A 21,521-nucleotide genomic window follows, 5' to 3' on the forward strand; every position below is an offset into this window, starting at 1 on the left:
CTGAACAAGGACGTTCTCTAGTAGAAACGATTAAGATCTTCCATGACTGACGAATCGAACCAACCGCTGCCGGAACCGGAAAACAAAGACGCCGCCAAACAAGCCGAAATGGCCAAGGCCAATTCGGAATACATCGCGACCGACTTGGAGCATCTTTCTGACCTGGAGCACGTCCGCGAGCGTCCGAGTATGTACATCGGCGACCGCGGGGTCCGCGGTTTCCATCACCTGGTCTATGAAGTTGTCGATAACTCGATCGACGAAGCGATGGCCGAGTTCGCCTCGGCGATCACCGTCACGATCCACAATGACAACTCGGTCACGGTGGAAGATGACGGCCGCGGCATCCCGGTCGAACGTCACCCGCAACTGTCGGAACAGATCGGCCGCGAAGTCTCGACCCTGGAAGGGGTGATGACGGTGCTGAAGTTCGGCGGCAAGTTTAGCAAGGGCGCCTACCAAACCTCCGGCGGTCTGCACGGCGTCGGCGTGACGGTGGTCAACTTTCTGTCGGAATGGTGTGAAGTCGAAGTCCATCGCGACGGCAGCATCTGGCAGCAAGAGTACCAGCGGGGCGTGCCGCAAGGTCCGGTTCGCAAAGGTGGCGCCACCAAAAAACGGGGAACCAAGACCAGCTTTAAGCCCGACAGCCAGATCTTCTCGGTCAGCAAGTTCAACTACGACACGCTCTTCAAGCGTCTGCAAGAGCTGGCGTTCCTCAACCGCGGCGTAAAGATCATCTTCAAGGATGAGCGAACCGACGAAGGTGGCGAGTTCCAGTACGAACGCGGCATCGTGGAATACGTCGAACATCTTAACCGCGCTTCCACTGCGATGCATCCCGAAGTGATTTCGCTGGAAGGCGTCTCGGAAGAGGTCGGCTTCGACATCGCACTGCAGTACACCGAGGAATACACCGAAAACCTCCACTCCTTCGTCAACAACATCAACACGCACGAAGGGGGAACGCACGTCAGCGGTTTCAAAACGGCCCTGACCCGCACGCTGAACAACTATGCGAAGAAGGAAGGGTTGCTCAAAGACATCTCGCTGTCGGGCGACGACTTCCGCGAAGGTTTAACCGCGGTGATCTCATTGCGGGTGCCTAACCCGCAGTTTGAAGGGCAGACCAAGACGAAGCTAGGCAACAGCGAAGTCGAAGGGATCGTCAACTCGGCGGTCGGCGACTTCCTGACCAAGTACCTGGAAGAGCATCCGAAAATCGGCAAGCTGATCATTCGTAAAGCGGTGCTCGCCAGTCAGGCTCGCGAAGCGGCTCGCAAAGCCCGCGAAATGATGCGGAGCCGCAAGAACGCCCTGGGGGGCGGCGGTTTACCCGGTAAACTGCGCGACTGCATCAGCCGCGACATGGAAATCTGCGAACTCTACCTGGTGGAAGGGGACTCGGCCGGTGGATCGGCCGAAGGTGGCCGCATGCGAGAGTTCCAGGCGATCTTGCCGCTGCGAGGTAAGATCATCAACGCCTACAAGGCGCGCGAAGATAAGGTGCTCGCCAACGAAGAAGTGCAGAGCATGATCCAGGCGATCGGCGCCGGCATCGGCGAAGAGCAAGATATCCACAAACGCCGGTACAACAAGGTCATCATCATGACCGACGCCGACGTCGACGGATCGCACATTCGGACGCTGCTGCTCACGTTCTTCTATCGTCAGATGTACGCCTTGGTTGCCGGCGGGCACGTTTACGTCGCTCAGCCGCCGCTCTTCCGCGTGACCCGCAAGAAGCAGGTCACCTACATCCAGACCGAAGAGGAAATGAAGGAACGCCTGCTGGAACATGGTCTGCAGGACGCGTCGTTCGTCGATGAAGCGGGCCGCGAGATCGTTGGCGCCGAGATGGAAAAATTGTGCCGTTCTCTCGCCGCCATCGAAGAAGCTGTCATTGCCTTGGAACGTCGTGGTATTTCACTAAAGATCCATGCGGTGCGGCAAGACCCGGTCAGCGGCAAGTTGCCGGTTTTCCATCTGGTCTACGGTTTGACGGAAGAGTGGTTCGCCACGCGGAAAGAACTTGACGATTACCTGATCGAAAAAGGTCTGGTGACCGAAGATGCCGGCGAAGCCGAAAAGACCGAAGAGCCGGCCGAAGGAGAAGAAGCGGCGCCTGCCGAAGAGAATGGCCAGGCCGAAACCAATGGTCAGCCAGCCGAAGTTCCGCACATCACCGAACTGCATGAAGTTCGCACGATCAACATCCAGATGGGCGAACTGGCGGCGATGGGCTTTGACATTCAATCGCTCATCCCGCAGGAGCGAACCGGCTTGCAAGAGTCGCGCTATCGCTTGCGTCGCGGCGAAAGCGAAACCGGCATCGAAGACCTTCGCGGTCTAGTTGGCGCCATTCGCTCTGCCGGCGAAAAGGGACAAACGATCACCCGCTTTAAAGGTCTGGGCGAAATGAACGCGGAAGAACTCCGCGAAACGACCCTCGACCCGAGCAACCGCACGCTGCTGCAAGTCACGATGGAAGACCTGAGCGCGGCGGACGACATGTTCCGCGTCTTGATGGGCGACAAGGTCGAACCGCGGCGTGAGTTTATTGAGAAGCACGCGCTGGATGTGCGGAACTTGGACGTTTAATCCTCGCTCTGGCAAATCCAACAAGCCGACCCGATTTAGCCAGGTCGGCTCGCCCCTTACGTCGATTGATCGGAAGCAATCGACGGGCTGGCGGCCGCCTCATGTACTCCACCCATCAGCCGCAAGAAACGTCCATACGCTTTCCGCCAATAGCGAAAGAAGCCGATGCCGCTTCGCCAGAAGACTTCGCCGTGGGAAGAGATAGTTCGGACCAACGTTTACTTTGCCGACTCGTCGTGCTCGACAATGGAAGCTCGATCTTGCGGGGCGACTACCAAAGCCACTTTTTTCCGAGCGCTTTGGCCTGGGCCGCGGTTAGCTCCTTCACCCCATGTTTGCCCAGCTGAATCAGCTTCATTAGCTGTTCTTCGGTGAAGGTCGCCTCTTCGCCGGCGCCTTGCACTTCGACGAATTTGCCGCTGCCGGTCATCACCACGTTCATGTCGACTTCGGCGTCGACGTCTTCGATGTAGTCGAGATCAAGTGCGCCTGCGCCATTGACCAAACCAACGCTGACTGCGGCCACGCTGTCGACCAGCGGAAACTTCTTGGGGTCAGGCAGCTCGATCGTTTGCAAAGCGTCGACCAGCGCAATGAAGGCGCCGGTGATGCTGGCGGTGCGGGTGCCGCCGTCGGCGTCCAGCACGTCGCAGTCGACCGTGATCATCTGCTCGCCCAGCGCTTCCAGGTCGGCCACCGCCCGCAGGCTACGACCGATTAGCCGCTGGATCTCGGTGGTGCGACCATCAACTTTGCGCGACTTGCGGGTCGGCGTGCTGCCGGGCAGCATGTTGTACTCGGCCGTGATCCAGCCTTTGCCGCTTCCTTTCAGCCACGGGGGAACGCTTGACTCGACGCTGGCGGTGCACAGCACGGTCGTAGCGCCGGTTTGAATCAGCACGCTGCCGGCCGCGTTCTTGGTAAAGCGGCGTTTGATCCTCAGTTCGCGAATTTGACTCGCTTTGCGTCCGTCGTGGCGTGCCATGATGTCCTTCGTGGTGATTCTACAAACCCGTAGGGCAGGCCGTGCCTGCCGAAATGGAAAACGTATCAGTCTCGGCAGGCATGGCCTGCCCTACGATTGGGGACTAACCCTTCTGTTGCGACAGCCAGACCAGTACGCCCTTTTGAGCGTGCATGCGGTTGCCGGCTTGTTCAACGATGCGCGATGTCTTGCAGTCCATCACTTCGTCGGTCACTTCCTGGCCGCGCTTCGCCGGCAGGCAGTGGAGGAAGATCGCGTCTTTGGCGGCGGCGTCCATCAACTTTTTGTTGACCTGGTAGTCGGCGAAGTCGATCTCGCGTTTCGCTTGTTCCGCTTCCTGACCCATACTGGCCCAGACGTCGGTATACACGGCGACGGCGCCATCGACCGCTTCAAACGGATCGTTGGTTTGCTGGACTACCGCGTCGGGGCAAGCTTGATCAACGCGAACCAGGAACGGTTGATCCAGCTCGTAACCTTTCGGCGACGCGATGGCGAACTCGGCGCCCATCTTGGCACACGCCAAAGCCAGGCTGCGGCTGACGTTGTTGCCGTCGCCAACATACGCGATCTTCATTCCCTTCAGCTTGCCGAATTCTTCCTGCACCGTCATCAAGTCGGCCAGCGCCTGGCACGGATGGAACAGGTCGGTCAGGCCGTTGATAATCGAGCAAGTGCAGTGGGTCTCCAGCTCAATCACCCTCTCATGCGACTTGGCGCGACAGACGATGAAGTCGAGATACTGGCTGATCACGCGGCCAAAGTCTTGCGGAGCTTCGCGTTTTCCCCAACCGACGTCTTCGCCGAGAAACAGGCTCGAACCGCCCAGCTGCGCCATGCCGGTCTCAAAACTAACGCGGGTCCGCAGCGACTGCTTTTCAAACAACAAGCCCATCACTTGACCTTGCAGCAGCGGCTCGCGTACGCCTTTGGCGAGCTTCGCTTTAAGATCGGCGGCGATCGAGAAGATCGACTCCATTTCTGCGGTCGAGAGATCAAACAGGGAAAGCAGATTTCGCATAACAGTCTCGCTTCGAATCGGATCGGTCGAAAACGTTTCGGCCAGTCGTGAGAAAGAGGAGAAAAGCGAATCGCCGCGGTGGAGAGTGACCGCGGCGATCAAGTCGCAACAAGTCGGTTAGGCGGCAGGCGCCATGTTGCGGATGACGTCGACCAGGATATCGCATCCCTGGTGAACTTCTTCCGGCGTCAGGTTCATCGCCGGCAACAGTCGTACGACGTTGCCTTGCGTGCAGTTGATCAGCAGCCCTTTTTCCAAACAGGCTTTCACCGCTGGGGCGCCTTCGATCGTCAGTTCGACGCCGATCATCATGCCGACGACGCGAACTTCTTGCACCAGGTCGCATTCTTCTTTCAGCGCCAACATCCGCTCGCGGAAGATCTCGCTGATCACGCCGACGTTTTCCAGCAGGTTGTCGCGTTCGATCTGTTCAATCGCCGCAACGCCGGCCCGGGCCGCAATCGGGTTGCCGCCAAAGGTCGCCGCATGCATGCCAGGTCGTAGGCTGGGGGCGATCTCTTTGGTCGTCAGCAAAGCGCCGCCGGCAACGCCCCCGCACAAGCTTTTGGCGAGCGTCAAAATGTCAGGCGTGACGCCAAAGTGTTGATAGGCGAACCACTGGCCGGTTCGTCCGCAGCCAGTCTGCACTTCGTCAAAGATCAGCAGCAGACCATGCTCATCGGCCAGCTTGCGAAGCCCAGCGAGAAAACCTTCCGGCGGAATGCGAACGCCCCCTTCCCCTTGGATCGGCTCGACCATGATCGCGGCGGTCTGATCGTCAATCAGTTGTTCGACCGCTTCCAGATCGCCAAACGGTGCGTAGCTGAAACCAGCCAACAGCGGGCCGATCCCTTCGTGGTACTTCGGCTGCGCGGTGGCCGAGGTCGCGCCAAAGGTGCGGCCATGAAAACCGCCTTGGAAGGTGATGATCTTGTAGCGCTCGGCCGGCGTGTGCAGGCGAGCCAGTTTGATCGCCGCTTCGTTCGCTTCGGTTCCGCTGTTGCAGAAGAAGGCCTGACCGCCAAAGCTGCGCTCCGACAATAGCTTGGCCCATTGACCTTGGGCTTCGATCAACCAGCTATTGGGAACATGAATCAGCGTGGCGATCTGTTCCTGCACGGCCGAGACGATCATCTCCGGGCAGTGACCCAGCAGATTGCAGCCCCAGCCAGGGAAGAAGTCGAGATACTCTTTCTCTTCGGCATCCCACACGCGCGAGCCTTCGCCGCGGACCAGACTGACCGGGTACCGGCCATAATTGGGAACGACGTATTGCTTGAATAGCTCGACCGTTTCGGGCGAACTGAGATGGCTAACGCTGGTCGACATCTATCTGGCCTCCAGGCACATGGAAAAGGGAAAGCAGGGGGACAGATCGCCGCGGCGCTGGTTCGCGCAGCTCGGCTAATGAACGATTTCAGTCCCGACGCCGATGTTGGTGTAAATCTCCAGCAGCAGCGAATGTCGCATGCGGCCATCAATAATGTGGATCTTCTTGACGCCCCGGTCGAGCGTCTGCAGACAGGCTTCGACCTTCGGAATCATGCCGCTGGCAATCCGGCCGTCGGCCATCATCGCCCGGGCCTTCTCGCCGTTGAGCGAGTGGACCAGCGTTTCGGCGTTGTCTTTGTCGGTGCGAACGCCGTTGACGTCGCTCAGGAAGACGAGCTTCTCGGCGCCGAGCGCTTCGGCCACGGCGTTGGCGGCGGTGTCGGCGTTGACGTTCAGTTTTTCGCCGGTCGCTTCGTCGAGCGCCATCGACGGGATGATCGGCACTTGCCCGGCGTAGCAGAGGTTCTCGATCGTCGTCCGATCGACGCGGGTCACCTTGCCGACGTTGCCCAGATCGAGCGACTCGCCGTCGGGACCTTCCAACTGCATCTTCTCGCCGAACAAGACGTTGGTCGTCTTGAAGTTGAGGTTCATCGCCCGGCCGCCGATCTCTTCAATATTAGCGGCGATTCCTTCGTTGATTTCGCCGGCTAGAACCTCTTCGACGATTTTCAGCGTGGCGTCGTCGGTATAACGGCGGCCATGGATAAAGCGAGGCTCAATCTTGGCGGCTTCCATCGCGCGGCTAATGGCGGCGCCACCTCCATGCACGACGACCGGCCACATGCCGACCGTTTCCATAAAGACGATGTCGATCAATACGTGCCGCAGGGCGTCGGGGTTTTCCATGACGCTGCCGCCGAGTTTAATGACCGTGATCTTGTCACGAAACTGACGGATCCAGCCGAGCGCTTCGATCAGGACATCCGCTTTTTGGATCGCTTCTTCCAACGAGGTCTCCGTCTACGGCACTGGGCCGCCAGCAAGAAATAGATTACCCCTCCCTGTCGATCTTTTGCGCCCAGGGAGAAACGCGCCATTTTAAATGGGGCCGAATCGGCGTGTCAATTGGCGCGGATTTCGGGGCAAGTCCCGCTAAAGTGGCCGGTTTTTTTGGGACCCAAACTCTTGAAGGGTGCGTCGGGACGCACCTTGGAACCTGTTGTGACGGCCACGATCGGCCTGGCGTAGCAACGCAACCTGTTGGCGCCATTGCGTTTCCACGCGAACTAAATTGCTAGTCGAAAGCGGGACTTTGGTGCGTCGAGACGCACCCTACCCGGACCCGGAAAACTGGACCGCGGAGCGCCGTTTTTTTGTGATCTTAACCTGCTGCGTGGAATGTTAACTTAGGCGATCTGTCCAGCATATTGGGCGTCTCTGTGCGCTAGTGACCATCCAGACGGGACAAATTCGCAACGGGTGCTCCGACTGGACTAGACGTTTTCGTTTTTTCTTCGCCGCTGCTGACTGGTGGCGGCTGCATTCCCTCGGCTTGCGCACTTGGGTTCGTGTGGGACTGGACCGCTGGTTTCGTTTTTTTCGCGCGGTGGTGGTGGATCGGCCGGGTAAAGTGTCACCCATCTGTCCGAACGCTGGGGATCGGCTGATTGGGACTGGACTGGACGATTCGTTTTTTTGTCGGTGCCGCAAACCAGTGGCGACCGCATTCCCTCGGCTTGCGCACTCGGGTTAGTTTGGGACTGGACCGCTGTTTGCATTTTTTCTTGGGTAGGGTGCGTCGAGACGCACCGAGATCCTGCCAAACCGGGTTGTCTGTCGATCGACTTGGGGGTTAGCCGCGCGAACCGCGCAGCATTAACCGGCAGGGAACGTGAGCTTCGTTCCCTGGTTTTCGGTATTGTGCCTGGACAAATTTATACCAACAGTCGACCCCCGCGGCAAGGCGGTTTGGTCCCTTTTGGGCTGCCGTTATCGACATCATCAACAGGCTGTCGACGCTGAATCGACGGGGCGTCGACCGCCTATCGACAGGGTGTGAACGGGGATTCGACAAGTTTTCCCCAGGTCGATTTCGAGATTCAGGGGAGAGGCTTGAAGTAGAGCCTATGACCGCGCAACGGGCGCCACTGCTGGCTCGTCCAGCAGTGCTTGGCCTCTAGGTCTTGGAAGGTGAGACCTGCTCGGTCGCGTCCCGGTGAATGGCGTGGGAGATTGGTCCGTTGTTCTCACTGCTGGACGAGCCAGCAGTGGCACACGGATGAGCATGCCTTGAATGCGTTTCGTCACTTCGAAGACATGCTTCAAGCCGGCGAAGACGCCGCAAGAGCATGGCGCTATGCACCCCTGTTGTTCGTTTAGAACGGAGCAGGCGCGGTGAACCGCATCCGCTTGCCGCTGGCTGGGTGCGTGATCTCCAGCTCCTGCGCATGCAGCATCAAGCGGGGCGCTGCGGCTTTGATCTCGGGCGGAGAATAGAGGGGATCGCCGAGAATCGGGTGGCCGATTGCCTGCAGATGAACTCGCAGTTGATGACTACGCCCGGTTTGCGGAATCAGCGCGAGTCGCGTCGCATCTTTTAGCCACGTTTCGATCTGCCAATCGGTGATCGCCGGTTTGCCCAGCTCGGGATCGACCATGTGCCGCGGGGGATGGTCGAAGTCTTTGCGCAGGGGGAGTTCGATGCGACCGGAATCATCTGCGACCTGACCGGCGACGATCGCAACGTATCGTTTGCTGGTTTCCCGTTGTTCGAATTGGCGACTGAGCTGGCGATGCGTTTCGGCGTCGAAGGCCATCACGATCACCCCGCTGGTGTCGCGATCAAGCCGGTGCACATTGCGGGCTCCGGGGTAGTCGGCGGCGACCTGCACGGCGAGCGAGTCGTACTTGTCGTCGCCGCGGCCGGGGACCGAGAGAAGCCCGCTCGGCTTGTCGAGCACGATCAGCTGCTCGTCGAGATGCAGGACTTTCCAGGCGCGGGGCACCAGCAGGGTTCCATGTTCAGCAGGGGCGAAACGAACTACGATGAATTAGAGACGGAGACCTCCTTTTTTGATAGACGCCGTGCAATGCCTGACGCTGATCCGCCAGAACTGATTGAAACGCTGCAAGCGCTGGGCGCCCGGCTGCGGTTGCGCAAGAGTGGACGTCTGCATACGGTCGACTTTTCGACCTGCGGCGAAGCGATTGGGGACGAGCAACTGGCCCTATTGGATGACGCGCAGAAGCTGGAAGAGCTGGACTTGAGCGACACGGCCGTTACCGACATCGGCGTTGAGCGTTTGGCCGCGAACAAATCGCTGAGGCTGCTGACCTTGAGCGGATCGCAGGTAAGCGGCGAACTGGTGAAGTCGCTACGGAAGCGGATGATCGGCTGCCGGATCGTCTATTTGGAGAGCCGCTGAGGTGAGCGAGTTTTCCACCAGCGAAGAAGTTCGGCTCGTCTATTATCGGCGACTGTTGGCGGTTGTCGGACTGTTACTAATCGGCACGTCCTACAAGTTGTGGTTGCCGCAGACCGATTATCCCCAGGTGCCGGCCCTGTCGGTATTGGTGGGTGCTCCGGCGGCGATTGATTTTGTGCTGGCGGTTGGCATCTTTGGTTCGCTATTGGCGTGGCTGGTCGCACCGAAAAGGATCGCGCCGCTGGCTGCGTGGTCGGCGGCTTGTTGTTTGACGGCCAGTTGTTTGCTGGACCAGCATCGCTTTCAACCGTGGGCGTATCAGGTGATTTTCGCTGCGGTCATCATCGCGACCTGCGAGGCGAAGCTGGCGGTCCGGCTGTTGCGGTGGATCGTGATCAGCATCTACGTCTACTCGGCGCTGTCGAAGTTGAACACGCCGTTCATGCTGGACGAGGGACAAACGTTTTTGAACGTGCTACTCGGTTGGGTCGGCGCGAAAGAGGCGTTTGGCGAAACGACGCGGCAAGCGTTGACGCTCCTCTTTCCGCTAGGGGAACTAACGGTCGGCGTGCTGTTGGCGATTCCACGAACTCGCAAGGCGGGCGTGATTCTCGCCGCGGTGATGCATGCGTCGCTGCTGCTGGTCGTAGGACCGCTGGGACTGAATCACTGGCCCGGCGTGCTGCTCTGGAACCTTTGTTTTCTCGCTCAGGCGCCGCTGCTGTTCTGGCCGATCGCCATGAAGGAAGAGGACGAAACGGCAGAGCCGCCGCCGGCGAAATGGCGAGCGATCGGGATTGGGATGGCGTCGCTGGTGCTGCTGTTGCCGCTGCTGGAACCGGCTGGGTATTGCGATGCCTGGCCGGGTTGGGCGCTGTATGCGTCACATGTCTCGCGGGCTGACTTGTACATCGACGGCGCCGCGGCCGAAGCGCTGCCGGAGAAGCTGCGTCCCTTTTTGATCGAGACCGAGTGGGGCGCCTATCGACTGGATGCGTCGCAGTGGTCATTGCACGCGCTGAATGTGCCGATCTACCCAGACGATCGCTTTCAGACGGGCGTGGCGATCGCCGTCGCCCAGCGATACGGCGTGGCGCTATTCAGCCAACTTTCGGTGCAAGATCCGGCCGATCGGTGGCGGGGAGAGCGAACCGAGACGCGCTACCGGGGTCCAGAACAGATGACCGAGGCGACCAAGCGGTTTTGGCTGAACGCCGAGCCGCGCGATCGCTTGGCGCGGTGAAGGGCAGTTCGACTAAGATTGTTGGGCGAGCGGTCGTAGCGCGACGATTTTCCGACTTCCCAAGATCTTCCGCATGCGACAGTCGCCATCCGCAAACGGACAAGCAAAGTCGGCGGCGATTTCTCCCTTGGCCAAACAGGCCCGGGCAGCGGGATGTTGTGAGCAACCGATATGAAAGGTGCGCTGCTCGGCGTCGTCATGCGGTAGGAACTTGCCGCCGGTGACTAGGTCGGCATGTTCCTCAGAGAAGGTCTCGAACAGGAAGATCTCTTTGCGGGCGTCGTCCGATAGACTGTCCCACCACCGGCTTGCGTCGGCGGCGAGATTAGGTGGGAGGCTACCAAGTAGATTGGGCGGAATCGGCTGCACCAGCGGCTCCTGTGGGAGGAACGATGAGGGTGGCCATGAATCTATCTGCGATCGGCGCCGGCGGCAACAATTTTCACCGCGCAATAAAATGGGGACGCATTTGCGTCCCCAAACCACGAAGCGCGACGGACGCGCTTATTTCTTGCTTTGCTTGCCGCCCGGAGGCAGCGACGCGACTTCGGCCGCTTCCAGATACTTCACTTCGCCCGTTGAGACGAGCACCAGACCGCCATTTTCGGCGGCGTCGGCCTGCATGGCGACCAGCTTCTCTTCCGGATTGCCGGGATCGATCTGGGCGCCATAGAGATAGACGACCTTCCCGTTTTGGACCAGCGTGCCGATGTCGGGAAAGATCGGATCGTACTTCATGAAATCTCGCTTGCTGCTGGGCGCCGGAAGCCCTTCGTGCTTCACGTACTTCAGCAGTTCGGTGAGACCAGTCAAAGCGTCTCGGGCGCCTGGCATGCCGGGTTCGGTACTGGCCCCAACTTCCGTCTTTCCGGCGCCGCCGCAACCTACGGCGAACAGCAGCGGCGTCAGTACCAAAGAGATGGTGAGCAGGGTACGAAGATTGGAAGCGTTCATTAGCGTCTACCTAGCATTGGTCGCGGAGCGGGCCTGGCGGACAACCTCGGATCAACGTGATCGAAGTTTTCTGTCCGCGAGACCAAAGTTTCGACAGGATGATGGTTAGCAGTCCGTTGATTTTCTCGACGGATGCGATCCCAAAATAGCGACGTAAGTCGTTATTTTGCGAGCCGCGAAGAGCTACGCTCTGAGCCTGGCGAGGTTGAAAAATGCCACGATGGCATTTTTCAACAGGCAGTTAGTCGATCGTGGCGACTTCGCCGCCATCACGACTGCCGATCGCTTGCCAGATGGCGAAGTCGATCGTTTCGACCGCAAAGCCGACCGAACCGTCCGCACGGCAGTAGTTGGCGCCGCCCGGGTGCAGGCTGGAGGCAGCCATGTGGGTCGCGACGAAACTGGTGTTGCCGCAGTTGTAACGCTGACGATTCGGATCGGAAACCTTCTTGTTCCAGTTCGGCGGCAGCGTGTGGCTGTAGGTGACCATCTGCGGCAAGCAGCGGTAGTATTGGTGACCGGTGTAACGAATGACCGAACCGACGGTGTCGTAACCACCCGGCAGGCATTCCTGCAGGTTGCGACCATCGCTCATCTGAGCGTCGGTGGTGTAAGCCGACGAGCCCAACATCACGGTGGTGTTGTCGTATTGGCCATAGTCGTTGAACTGCTTGGTACCCTTCATCACTTCCGAGAAGAGAGCGGTGTTGCTCAAGCCGTCGGTGATATCGCCCATCCGCGGGCCCTTCATCACTTGACCAACCGTCGTGGCTCGCGGATTGGCGAAGACGCCGTCGATTGGCGAACCGCCATACATGTTGGCGCCGCCGATGCAGGCGTGATAGTTCAAGCGACCGGCGCCGTAGTAGTCATTGCTGGACGGATCGGACGGGCAGAGCATAAACGGCACTTGAGCGACGCGAGCGGCCGAGTTGGCGCCGGACTTGGCCGGGATGCTGCTGTGGATCGGGCTGCCGCTGTTGACGTTGTAATCAAGATCAAACAGGTCGTAAGCGGCCCCTTGTTCGAAGAACGGCATCAGAAAGACCTGAGCCGGGGCTTCGCTGGTCGCGACAACCGTGGTGGTCCCAGTGTTGACCGACTTCGAGTGACGCAGCGGCGGGAAGTTCTTGAAGGTGCTCTCAAAGTTGTGGGCAGCCAGACCGAACTGCTTCAGGTTGTTGGTGCACTGCATGCGGCGGGCAGCTTCGCGGGCCTGTTGAACGGCCGGCAGCAGCAGGGCGATCAAGACGCCAATGATGGCGATGACCACCAGAAGTTCGACAAGCGTAAATCCGGGGCGACGGACTGAGCGGATCATGGTTTCGACTCGCAGAGAAAAAGGAATAGACGAATGATTCGAAACGTTGGTTGACGAAGAGGCCGCCTTTAGACCCATCTTCGCCAGTAATTGCCTGACGAAAGCGATTCTAAACATGGAAGAAGAATGGCTCAGATTTTTTCGCCCGATTTCTTGCGACGACATTCGGCGAAAAGAACAAGCTTGGTCGAATGGGGGATAATCCTCCCAAAACATTGGATTTGCAGCTTTCTGAGGGGCGGAAAGCCCTTTCACTAAATCTAGATTTTGCACCAAAACTCTCGCAGGTGCGCAAATTAAATTCTCTGTATCGCGCATCTGCAAATCAATTTCGATACGATTCCGACAAGAGGAGGGGTTTTGTCGCGACTCTATTGACACTTTTTCACCCATTACCACTCACTCGGATCTTGTTGGCATTGCGCTCGCACGTTTCCCTCGGGTGGTGGTCACGGAATGATCACCTCGGGGTATAGGGAATCTCTTTTTCTGCCCCCTTAAATCGATAATAGGTAGTTTTGTGGAAACATGATCATCTTTTCTCTGGATTTTGAGGGAACCCGTGACTACTGCGTTGACAGAATCGGACCTAGGGCCATCTTTTTGCGTTAGGGAAAATTATGGAAGTATAAAAAAACAGTTACATCAGGCCTCATATGTCTCGCAGAATGCCGTGGAGTTTGGCGCTACTCTTGCCGCTGGTTTGTGGTTCGCTCGTCGCCGCCCAGGAGCGAGAAGACGTCGTCCAGCTTGCCGCCCAGAACGGCCCCACGCCGCTGGACTACGTCTGGATCCTGGTCGCGGCGGCCCTGGTGTTCTTGATGCAGGCCGGATTCATGTGCCTGGAATGCGGGATGGCCCGGGCCAAGAACTCGATCAACGTGGCGGTGAAGAACGTCGCTGACTTCTTGATCGCAGTCATCGCGTTCTGGCTGTTTGGTTTCGGCCTGATGTTTGGCGCCAGTTGGTACGGGCTGGTTGGCACGTCCGACTTTGCGTTTTCGGTCGGCGAGAACCCGTGGCTGGCCCTCTTCTTTTTGTTTCAGGCGGTCTTCTGCGGAACGGCGGCGACGATCGACTCGGGCGCCGTGGCCGAGCGAACGCGGTTCGTCACCTACCTGGTAATGTCGCTGGTCTGCTCAGCGCTGATCTACCCGATCTTTGGCCATTGGGCGTGGGGAAGTTTCTTTCACGGCGGAGCCGGGGGCTGGCTCGAACAACTCGGCTTCATCGACTTCGCCGGCTCGACCGTGGTGCATAGCATTGGCGGATGGGTGGCGCTGGCCGGTTTGATCTGTATCGGTCCGCGGATTGGGCGGTTCGACAAAGATGGCGCGCCGCGCAAGATTCCGCCGCATAACTTGCTGCTGGTGTTCCTGGGCACGTTCATCTTGTTCTTCGGTTGGTTTGGCTTTAACTGCGGCAGCACGTTGGCGGCGACCACCGACGTCGCGCCGATCGCGGTCAACACGCTGTTGGCCGCTTGCTTTGGCGGCTTGGCGACGTCGCTGTTGACCTGGTTCGGTCCGACCAAACGTCCTGAGCCGGACATGATCGCCAACGGCGTGCTAGGCGGATTGGTCGGCATCACGGCCGGTTGTGCGTCGGTCGATACGATGGGCGCCGCGGCGATTGGCGTGGGCGCCGGCCTGGTCGTCTATTTTGGAACGCTGTTCCTAGAGCATCTCTTGCAATTGGATGACGTGGTGGGCGCCGTGCCGGTGCATGGCTTCTGCGGCGCCTTTGGCACGTTGGCGGTTGCGATCTTTATCGAAACCGACAACCTGCCGGAAGGGATCACGCACCTGTCGCTATTGCAGACGCAAGCGATCGGCGTGGGAGCTGGTTTTCTCTGGTCGTTTGGCGTGACCTTCGTCTTGCTGAAGACGCTCAGTCTGTTCATGCCGCTGCGAGTCAGCGAAGAGGAGGAGCGGATTGGTTTGAACGTCGCCGAGCATGGCGCCGTCTCGACCTTGCTCGAACTGGCCGAAGCGATGCAGCGGGCGACCGAAGCGAAAACGTACGACGGATCGCTACTGGTTGACGTCGAACATGGGACCGAAGTGGGCGACCTGGCCCGCTGCTACAACGATTTGATCAACACCATCCGGTACGAACATTCGTCGGCTCAAAACGCGATGCGGCATTTGGAGCAACAGCGCAGTCGCATCAAGACCGGGCTCCGCTCGTATCAATCCAGCGTTGAACAAAACGTCGCGGTGATCCAGTCGCAAAACGAAGAGATTGAGCGCGTGCTGAAGATCTCCAGCCAACGTTCGCAGCAAGTAACTGGTTCGGTCCGCGCGGTCTTCGAGCAGATCGATGGGCTGGTCAAGTCGTTGCGTGACGTCGCCCAACATTCCGACCAGTCGCGCCAAGCGACCGACCTGGGCCTGACGCACTCGACCGAAGGTCAGCAGACGGTCAAGAAGCTTGATCGTTCGGCGGCCGAGATCGAAGCGGTCCTGGCGCTGATCGACGACATCGCCGAGCAAACCAACCTGCTGGCGCTAAACGCGACGATCGAAGCGGCTCGCGCTGGCGATGCGGGCAAAGGCTTTGCGGTAGTCGCCGCCGAAGTGAAGACGCTGGCTTCGCAATCTTCCGAGTCGGCGCGGCAAATCTCGAATCGCATCGTCACGATCCAGGGAGATTCTCGCGGGGCCGTCCGCAAGATTGGCGAAACGCTGGAGGTGATTCGCCAGGTGAGCGACATCAGCACCCAGATGGGACAATCGATTCGCCTTTCGATGGAAGAGCACGAGCGAGCGTCGAGCGACATCCACGTGATCGGCGACGACGTGGTGCAGATGATCGAAGAGATGATGAAGGGGCTCAGCGAAGTTCGTTCGGGTACAGCCGAGATCGCCGCCCGAGTTCGTCAGTCGTATGAAGATCTGGAAGGGGTGCTGGCGGATAGCGACGCTCCCTAATCGGAGGGTCTGGCGACACGGAAATTCACGTGACATTCTGGGCATGATCCCTTAGATTCGACCTACCGCCCCGCTTTGATTTGAAGTCAAAGCGGCGGCTGGGGGCGAACTTCTATATTGCGAGAAGGGATTGCGCGGATGGGAATGACCTGCACCTATCGCCGGCTTTCGGCCGATCAGTTGAAGGAGTTGGAGCAAGATCCGGAGCAGGGGATCGCGTTTCTCTGCAGCATGCCGGGGATCGACATGGCGGCGATGACGCAAATGATGAACGATCCTGAGGCGATCGCCGCCCATGGGCCGGAGATCTTGGCGGCGTTTGCCCGAGCGCAAGAAGATCCGACGCGGGTCGATCTCGAAAAAGACTGGCATGCCCTCCATTTTTTGCTGACGGGCGATTCGTCGCTGCAGCCCGATAGTGACCCGGACGATCCGCTGTTTCAGGTCGTCATGGGGGGTGAGGCGACCATGCTCGACGCTTCATATGGACCGGCGCGTCGTTTTCCGCGGGAGCAGATCGTAGAAATCTCGGCCGCGCTGGCTCCGCTGTCGATTATGGACCTGCGGGAACGTTTCTCGGCCGAGGCGTTCAATGAGGCCGGGATCTATCCCGAGCCTTATCCCGGCGGCTGGACGCTGGAAGAAGTGGAAGGGCTGTTTGAGGTCTTTCCGAAGCTGCAGCAGCTGTTTGCCGACGCCTTGGCGACCAACGAAGTCGTAATCACTTATATAAATTAATGTGAAAACGGGGATTGTCGTTATATTCGCTACCAGGGGCGGCGAATTCGGCAAAGGTCGACCGCTTGCACAAAGTTTGACGACCAGCTGTTCCGAGTAAGACATTGGGCGAACCTTCGCGCAGACTTTCTGCGCGTGGGGGCGCTTGGTTGGAGGGAGCGCTTCGCGATAATACGTCTGTCCCAGCTCGGGGATTCGAGCGGTCGACGGTTTCGAAGATTCACAATACCTGAAGGACGAAGATGAGACCCGCGGCTACTATCTCTCCACGACTCGCGTCTCTGCTGATCCTTGTGGCGATCGGCTGCATGCCGGAAGTTAAAATCCCGGAGACCCCGCCACCGCCGGTCACGGTGGCCGAGTCGATCAAACGTCAAGTGATCGACTACGACGAATATACGGGCCATATCGAGGCGGAGCAGACGGTTGACGTCTATGCCAAGATTTCTGGCTACATGCAGACGGTCGAGTTTATAGATGGCGACTTTGTGCACGCCGGAGAACTCCTCTTTCTGATCGACAAAAGCACCTACCAGGCCGAGTATGACCAAGCGGTCGCTAACACCAATCTGCAAAAAGCGAAATACGAACTGGCGAAGTCGACCCTGGCCCGGAACGACAAACTGGTCGGCAGCGGCGCCATCAGCCAAGAGCTGTATGACGAAAGCGTCGCCACGGTCAACGAATCGGACGCCGCCGTTAAGGCGGCCGAAGCGGCGACCGAGGCGGCCAAAGTCAATCTCGACTACTGCACGATCAACGCCGCCATCACCGGCCGGATCGACCGGACCTTCGTCACCAAGGGGAACCTGGTGCAAGGTGGCGCTGGCGCGATGCCGACCTTGCTGACGACTATCGTTTCGGTTAATCCGACCTACGTCTACTTTGATGTCGACGAACTGGCGCTTCTCAAGTTTACCGAAGAGCGAGTCGCGCAGCACGAGACGCGCCATGTGCCGCTGCGGAATCGCAAGATCCCGGTCCAACTGACGCTGGCTGACGACTCGGTCTATCCGGAACTAGGAATCATCGACTTTGGCTCGAACCAACTCGACGCCGGAACCGGTACCCTGAGCGTGCGTGCGGTCGTCCCCAATGCCGACGAAGCGCTGGCTCCAGGGATGTTCGTCCGGGTGAAAGTCGCCGCCGCTAATCCTTACGAGGCGATTCTGGTTCCGGAAGTCGCGATTGGCGCCGACCAGAGCGATCGCTACGTCTATGTCGTCGACGACAAAAACATCGCCCAGCGCCGTCCGGTCACACTTGGTTCCAAACAAGGGAAAGACCGCGTCATCACCGCGGGCCTGAAAGAGGGTGAGAAGGTGATCATCAACGGCAACCTGTTGGTTCGCCCCGGCAAACCGGTCGTCCCGCAAGAAGGGAAGATGGCAGAGCCGCCGGCGATCGACAAGCGGATGATCCGCCCGGACGAAGAAGAGCTGGAAAAGTCGGAACAGCCGCCGGCCGATCCGAAGAAGGAAGAATCCGCCGCTGAGCCTGCGAAATCGTAACTGTTTGCGATTTCCGACCGCTTGCAACCGACCGACCTGAACATCGACCAAGGATAGCAACTCGTGCTGGCTCGCTTCTTCATTGATCGACCGATCTTCGCTTGGGTGATCTCGATCGTCATTATTATGGCGGGAACGATCTGCGTCTGGATTTTGCCGGTTGCCCAATACCCAGAGATCGCGCCTCCAACCGTCTCGGTGACCTGTTCGTATCCTGGCGCCAGTGCGCAAGTGGTGGCCGATACGGTCGCCGCCCCGATCGAACAGCAGGTAGTCGGCGTCGAAGACGCCATCTATATGTCCTCGCAGTCGGCCAGCGACGGCAGCTATACGCTGACGGTGACGTTCGCCCTGGGGACCGATCTCGACATGGCCCAGGTGCTGGTGCAAAACCGGGTCGCTCAGGCGACGCCGCTGTTGCCGGACGTGGTGAAAGAGACCGGCGTCACGACCAAAAAGAAGTCCCCCAATATCTTGATGGCGGTGACGCTGCTGGCCGAAAAGAACCCGGAGACCGGCAAAGCCGACTACGACCAGCTGTATCTGAGCAACTATGCGACGATTCAGGTTCGCGACCAGTTGGCCGCGCTGGAAGGGGTGGGCGACGTCCAGATTCTGGGCCAACAAGACTACAGCATGCGGATCTGGCTGAATCCCGATGCGCTGGCGACCCGCAACATGACCGCCGGCGACGTGATCAACGCGGTCAAAGAACAGAACGTGCAGGTCGCCGCTGGCCAGATTGGTCAGCCGCCGGTTCCGAAGGGACAAGAGCTGCAGCTGACGATGACCACCCTCGGCCGCTTGGAAGATCCGCAGCAGTTTGCCGACATCGTCGTGAAAACCGGCTCGGATGGGCAAATCACCCGGATCCGCGATATCGCCGAAGTGGAGCTGGGCGCCAAGAACATGAACACGTCGAGCCGGATGGACGGCAAGGCGTCGGTCAGCTTGGGCGTGTTTCAATTGCCAGGCTCCAACGCGCTGGAAGTGGGCGACTTGGTGAAGCGGCGGATGAAAGAGCTGGACGAGCGGTTTCCGCCCGGTTTGGAATATATGATCGCTTACGACACGACGCCGTTTATCACGGAGTCGGTTCATGAGGTGTTTAAGACGCTCCGAGACGCGGTGATCCTGGTGGCGATCGTCGTGCTGTTCTTCCTGCAAGACTGGAAGGCGGTGATGCTGCCGATGATCGACGTCGCCGTGTCGCTGGTCGGCACCTTCGCGATCTTGATGGTGATGGGTTTTACGCTCAATAACCTGACGCTGTTCGGGTTGGTGCTGGCGATTGGGATTGTGGTCGACGATGCGATCGTTGTGCTTGAGAATATCGAGCGGTGGATCGCGATGGGTTACAAGGTGCGCGATGCGACCATCCACGCGATGGAGGAAATCACCGGTCCGATCATCGCGATCACGTTGGTGTTGAGCAGCGTGTTCTTTCCGAGTGCGTTTTTGGGAGGCATCACCGGTCAGTTCTTCCGCCAGTTCGCGCTGACGATCGCGGCGGCGATGTTGATCTCGGCCCTCAACGCAATGACGATGACGCCGGCGCGGGCCACGTCGATCTTCCGCGATCCGAAAGAAGGAGAAGACCATACCGAACATCGCGAGGCGCTCCCTTGGTGGGGCATCGTCGCGCTAGGCGGTTTGCTGACAATCTGGATCGGCAGCTTCTTCTTTGGCGGCGGCGCCGAAGGCGGCGGACATGGCGACGATGGCGGTGGAATGCCGATGTGGCTAATGGCGGCGCTATTTGTGCCGGGGGCGGTGGTCGGTTACTTCGCCGCCAAGCTGGTCAACGACACGTTGAAAGCGATCTTTGGCGTCTTCAACAAGGCGTTTGATAAGGCGACCGAGTGGTACGGCAAAGGCATCGCCTCGCTGCTGCGAATCAGCACGATCGCGTTGATCATTTACGTCGGTTTGATCTCGCTGACCGCGTATGGCTTTACCAAGATTCCGGTCGGTTTTATCCCGAGCCAAGACAAAGGTTATCTGCTGTTTGACGTGCAGTTGCCTGACGCGGCGTCGCGCGAGCGAACCGACGCCGTCGTCGCGGAACTCGAAAAGATCGTGCTCGATACCGAAGGGATCGAACATATCCTGGCGGTGTCGGGACAATCGTTCATTCAGAATGCGGTCAGCTCGAACTTCGCCGGCGGTTTCATCGTGCTCAAGCCGTTCGATGAACGTGGCACGGTGGAAACGGGCGCCGATCATATCGCTAAGCTGCTGCGTGAGAAATTCCGCCATGTTCAGGAGGCCCGGGTGTCGGTCTTCGGCGCTCCGGCGGTCGACGGTTTGGGCAACTCGGGCGGTTTCAAGTTGATGGTGGAAGATCGCGGCGATAATGGGCTGGCAGTCTTGCAGGCCCAAGCCGATCACTTGGCGAACACGGCGCTCGATACCGACGGTATCGTCATGTGCTTTAACAACTTCCGAGCCAACACGCCGCAGTTGTATATCGACATCGACCGGGTGAAGTGCAAGTCAATGGGAGTTGAGCTGGAGCAGGTCTTCAGCGCCCTGCAGGGTTACATGGGGGGCGTTTACGTCAATGACTTCAACCGGTTTGGACGTACGTGGCAAGTAAACGCGCAGGCCGAACCGAGTTTCCGCGTGAATCCCGATACGGTGCGGCAGCTGAAGGTCCGTGGTCGCAACGACCAGATGGTTCCGCTCGGGACGATCGCCACAATCGAAGACAGTACCGGCCCGGTGCTGATCAACCGCTACAATGGTTTCCCGGCGGCGACGATCAACGGCGTCAATCTACCGATCATCAGTACCGGTCAGGTGCTCGATACGTTGAATAACCTTGCGGATCGGGAACTGCCGACCTCGATGGAAGCGGAGTGGACCGAAATCTCGTTCCTGCAAGAGCAGGCGAGCCAGTTCACGACCTTCAAAGACGTGCTGCAAAACCCGATCTCCGCTTTGCTGGGGGCGGTGATCCTGGTCTACCTGATTCTCGCCGCCCAGTACGAGAGCTGGGAACTGCCGGTGACGATCATCCTGGTGGTGCCGATGTGCGTGTTGGCGGCGCTGGCCGGCTTGGTCGTCTCGACGATGGTAGGCCGACCGATGGACCTGAATATCTTTGTGCAGATCGGGTTTGTGGTGTTGGTTGGTCTGGCGTGTAAGAACGCTATTCTTGTCGTCGAGTTCGCCAAAGATCGGATGGAGCGGGATGGATTGCCGCTGGTACAAGCGACGATCGAAGCCGTTACGACCCGTTTGCGACCGATCGTGATGACCAGCTTTGCGTTCGTATTGGGCGTTGCGCCGCTGTTGTTCGGCCATAGCGCCGGCGCCGAAATGCGATATGCCCTGGGCGTGGCGGTGTTCAGCGGGATGTTAGGGGTGACCTTCTTCGGCTTGATCTTCACGCCGGTGTTTTATTACGTCGTGATGCGTTTGATGGGCAAAGGCGGAGAAAAAGAAGTAGGGCAGGCCGTGCCTGCCGAAAGCAAGCCGCCCGGCGAATAAGTAGACCCCTTTGTAGCGA

General features: G+C 59.0%; 16 protein-coding genes. 7 read left to right on the plus strand and 9 right to left on the minus strand.

What is annotated here, in order from left to right:
* The first annotated feature begins 42 nt into the window (after nt 1-42).
* Nucleotides 43-2,601 (plus strand): DNA gyrase subunit B, encoded by a 2,559-nt coding sequence (locus Enr8_RS00670; RefSeq protein WP_146428700.1) that lies wholly within the window; start codon nt 43-45, stop codon nt 2,599-2,601.
* A gap of 56 nt (nt 2,602-2,657) precedes the next feature.
* Here the strand turns inward: Enr8_RS00670 and Enr8_RS25175 are convergent, their stop codons facing one another.
* From Enr8_RS25175 to Enr8_RS00695, 6 genes are all read right to left on the minus strand, one after another.
* Nucleotides 2,658-2,816: a hypothetical protein gene (locus Enr8_RS25175; RefSeq protein WP_186767355.1), complete on the minus strand. Its 159-nt coding sequence runs from the start codon at nt 2,814-2,816 to the stop codon at nt 2,658-2,660.
* A gap of 56 nt (nt 2,817-2,872) precedes the next feature.
* Entirely contained in the window at nt 2,873-3,586 is a 714-nt protein-coding gene (rph, locus tag Enr8_RS00675) for a ribonuclease PH (RefSeq protein ID WP_146428701.1), read from the minus strand.
* A gap of 103 nt (nt 3,587-3,689) precedes the next feature.
* Nucleotides 3,690-4,607, minus strand: coding sequence for an ornithine carbamoyltransferase (gene argF, locus Enr8_RS00680; protein ID WP_146428702.1), 918 nt, complete (start codon nt 4,605-4,607; stop codon nt 3,690-3,692).
* Between the two features lie 117 nt (nt 4,608-4,724).
* Nucleotides 4,725-5,936 (minus strand): aspartate aminotransferase family protein, encoded by a 1,212-nt coding sequence (locus Enr8_RS00685; protein WP_146428703.1) that lies wholly within the window; start codon nt 5,934-5,936, stop codon nt 4,725-4,727.
* 75 nt (nt 5,937-6,011) lie between these two features.
* The gene (gene argB, locus Enr8_RS00690) at nt 6,012-6,890 is read right to left on the minus strand and encodes an acetylglutamate kinase (RefSeq protein ID WP_146428704.1); all 879 of its coding nucleotides are present in this window, start codon (nt 6,888-6,890) and stop codon (nt 6,012-6,014) included.
* Between the two features lie 1,367 nt (nt 6,891-8,257).
* On the minus strand, nt 8,258-8,887 hold the full coding sequence (locus tag Enr8_RS00695; RefSeq protein ID WP_246119900.1) for an RluA family pseudouridine synthase: 630 nt from the start codon (nt 8,885-8,887) through the stop codon (nt 8,258-8,260).
* An 84-nt stretch (nt 8,888-8,971) separates the two neighbouring features.
* On the opposite strand from Enr8_RS00695, the gene Enr8_RS00705 reads away from it, so the two are divergent.
* Both Enr8_RS00705 and Enr8_RS00710 read left to right on the plus strand, forming a co-directional pair.
* Nucleotides 8,972-9,307 (plus strand): hypothetical protein, encoded by a 336-nt coding sequence (locus tag Enr8_RS00705; protein ID WP_186767356.1) that lies wholly within the window; start codon nt 8,972-8,974, stop codon nt 9,305-9,307.
* Between the two features lies 1 nt (nt 9,308).
* Nucleotides 9,309-10,550 carry a hypothetical protein gene (locus Enr8_RS00710; RefSeq protein WP_146428708.1) on the plus strand — a complete coding sequence of 414 codons (1,242 nt, stop codon included), beginning with the start codon at nt 9,309-9,311 and terminating at the stop codon, nt 10,548-10,550.
* A gap of 12 nt (nt 10,551-10,562) precedes the next feature.
* Here the strand turns inward: Enr8_RS00710 and Enr8_RS00715 are convergent, their stop codons facing one another.
* The 3 genes from Enr8_RS00715 to Enr8_RS00725 all read right to left on the minus strand — a co-directional run bounded on the left by Enr8_RS00715 (nt 10,563) and on the right by Enr8_RS00725 (nt 12,825).
* Entirely contained in the window at nt 10,563-10,919 is a 357-nt protein-coding gene (locus tag Enr8_RS00715; protein WP_146428709.1) for a hypothetical protein, read from the minus strand.
* Nucleotides 10,920-11,054: 135 nt separating this feature from the next.
* Nucleotides 11,055-11,504, minus strand: a complete 450-nt coding sequence (locus Enr8_RS00720; protein WP_146428710.1) for a hypothetical protein — start codon at nt 11,502-11,504, stop codon at nt 11,055-11,057.
* A gap of 241 nt (nt 11,505-11,745) precedes the next feature.
* On the minus strand, nt 11,746-12,825 hold the full coding sequence (locus Enr8_RS00725) for a DUF1559 domain-containing protein (protein WP_186767492.1): 1,080 nt from the start codon (nt 12,823-12,825) through the stop codon (nt 11,746-11,748).
* 656 nt (nt 12,826-13,481) lie between these two features.
* On the opposite strand from Enr8_RS00725, the gene amt reads away from it, so the two are divergent.
* The 4 genes from amt to Enr8_RS00745 all read left to right on the plus strand — a co-directional run bounded on the left by amt (nt 13,482) and on the right by Enr8_RS00745 (nt 21,502).
* Complete coding sequence (gene amt, locus Enr8_RS25180; protein ID WP_222434778.1) at nt 13,482-15,758, plus strand: ammonium transporter; 2,277 nt, start codon at nt 13,482-13,484, stop codon at nt 15,756-15,758.
* 138 nt (nt 15,759-15,896) lie between these two features.
* Nucleotides 15,897-16,496 carry a YfbM family protein gene (locus Enr8_RS00735; protein WP_146428712.1) on the plus strand — a complete coding sequence of 200 codons (600 nt, stop codon included), beginning with the start codon at nt 15,897-15,899 and terminating at the stop codon, nt 16,494-16,496.
* A gap of 308 nt (nt 16,497-16,804) precedes the next feature.
* The gene (locus tag Enr8_RS00740; protein WP_186767358.1) at nt 16,805-18,007 is read left to right on the plus strand and encodes an efflux RND transporter periplasmic adaptor subunit; all 1,203 of its coding nucleotides are present in this window, start codon (nt 16,805-16,807) and stop codon (nt 18,005-18,007) included.
* A 63-nt stretch (nt 18,008-18,070) separates the two neighbouring features.
* Nucleotides 18,071-21,502, plus strand: coding sequence for an efflux RND transporter permease subunit (locus Enr8_RS00745; protein ID WP_146428714.1), 3,432 nt, complete (start codon nt 18,071-18,073; stop codon nt 21,500-21,502).
* Nucleotides 21,503-21,521 lie beyond the last annotated feature (19 nt).

Source organism: Blastopirellula retiformator, assembly GCF_007859755.1.
Classification (GTDB): domain Bacteria; phylum Planctomycetota; class Planctomycetia; order Pirellulales; family Pirellulaceae; genus Blastopirellula; species Blastopirellula retiformator.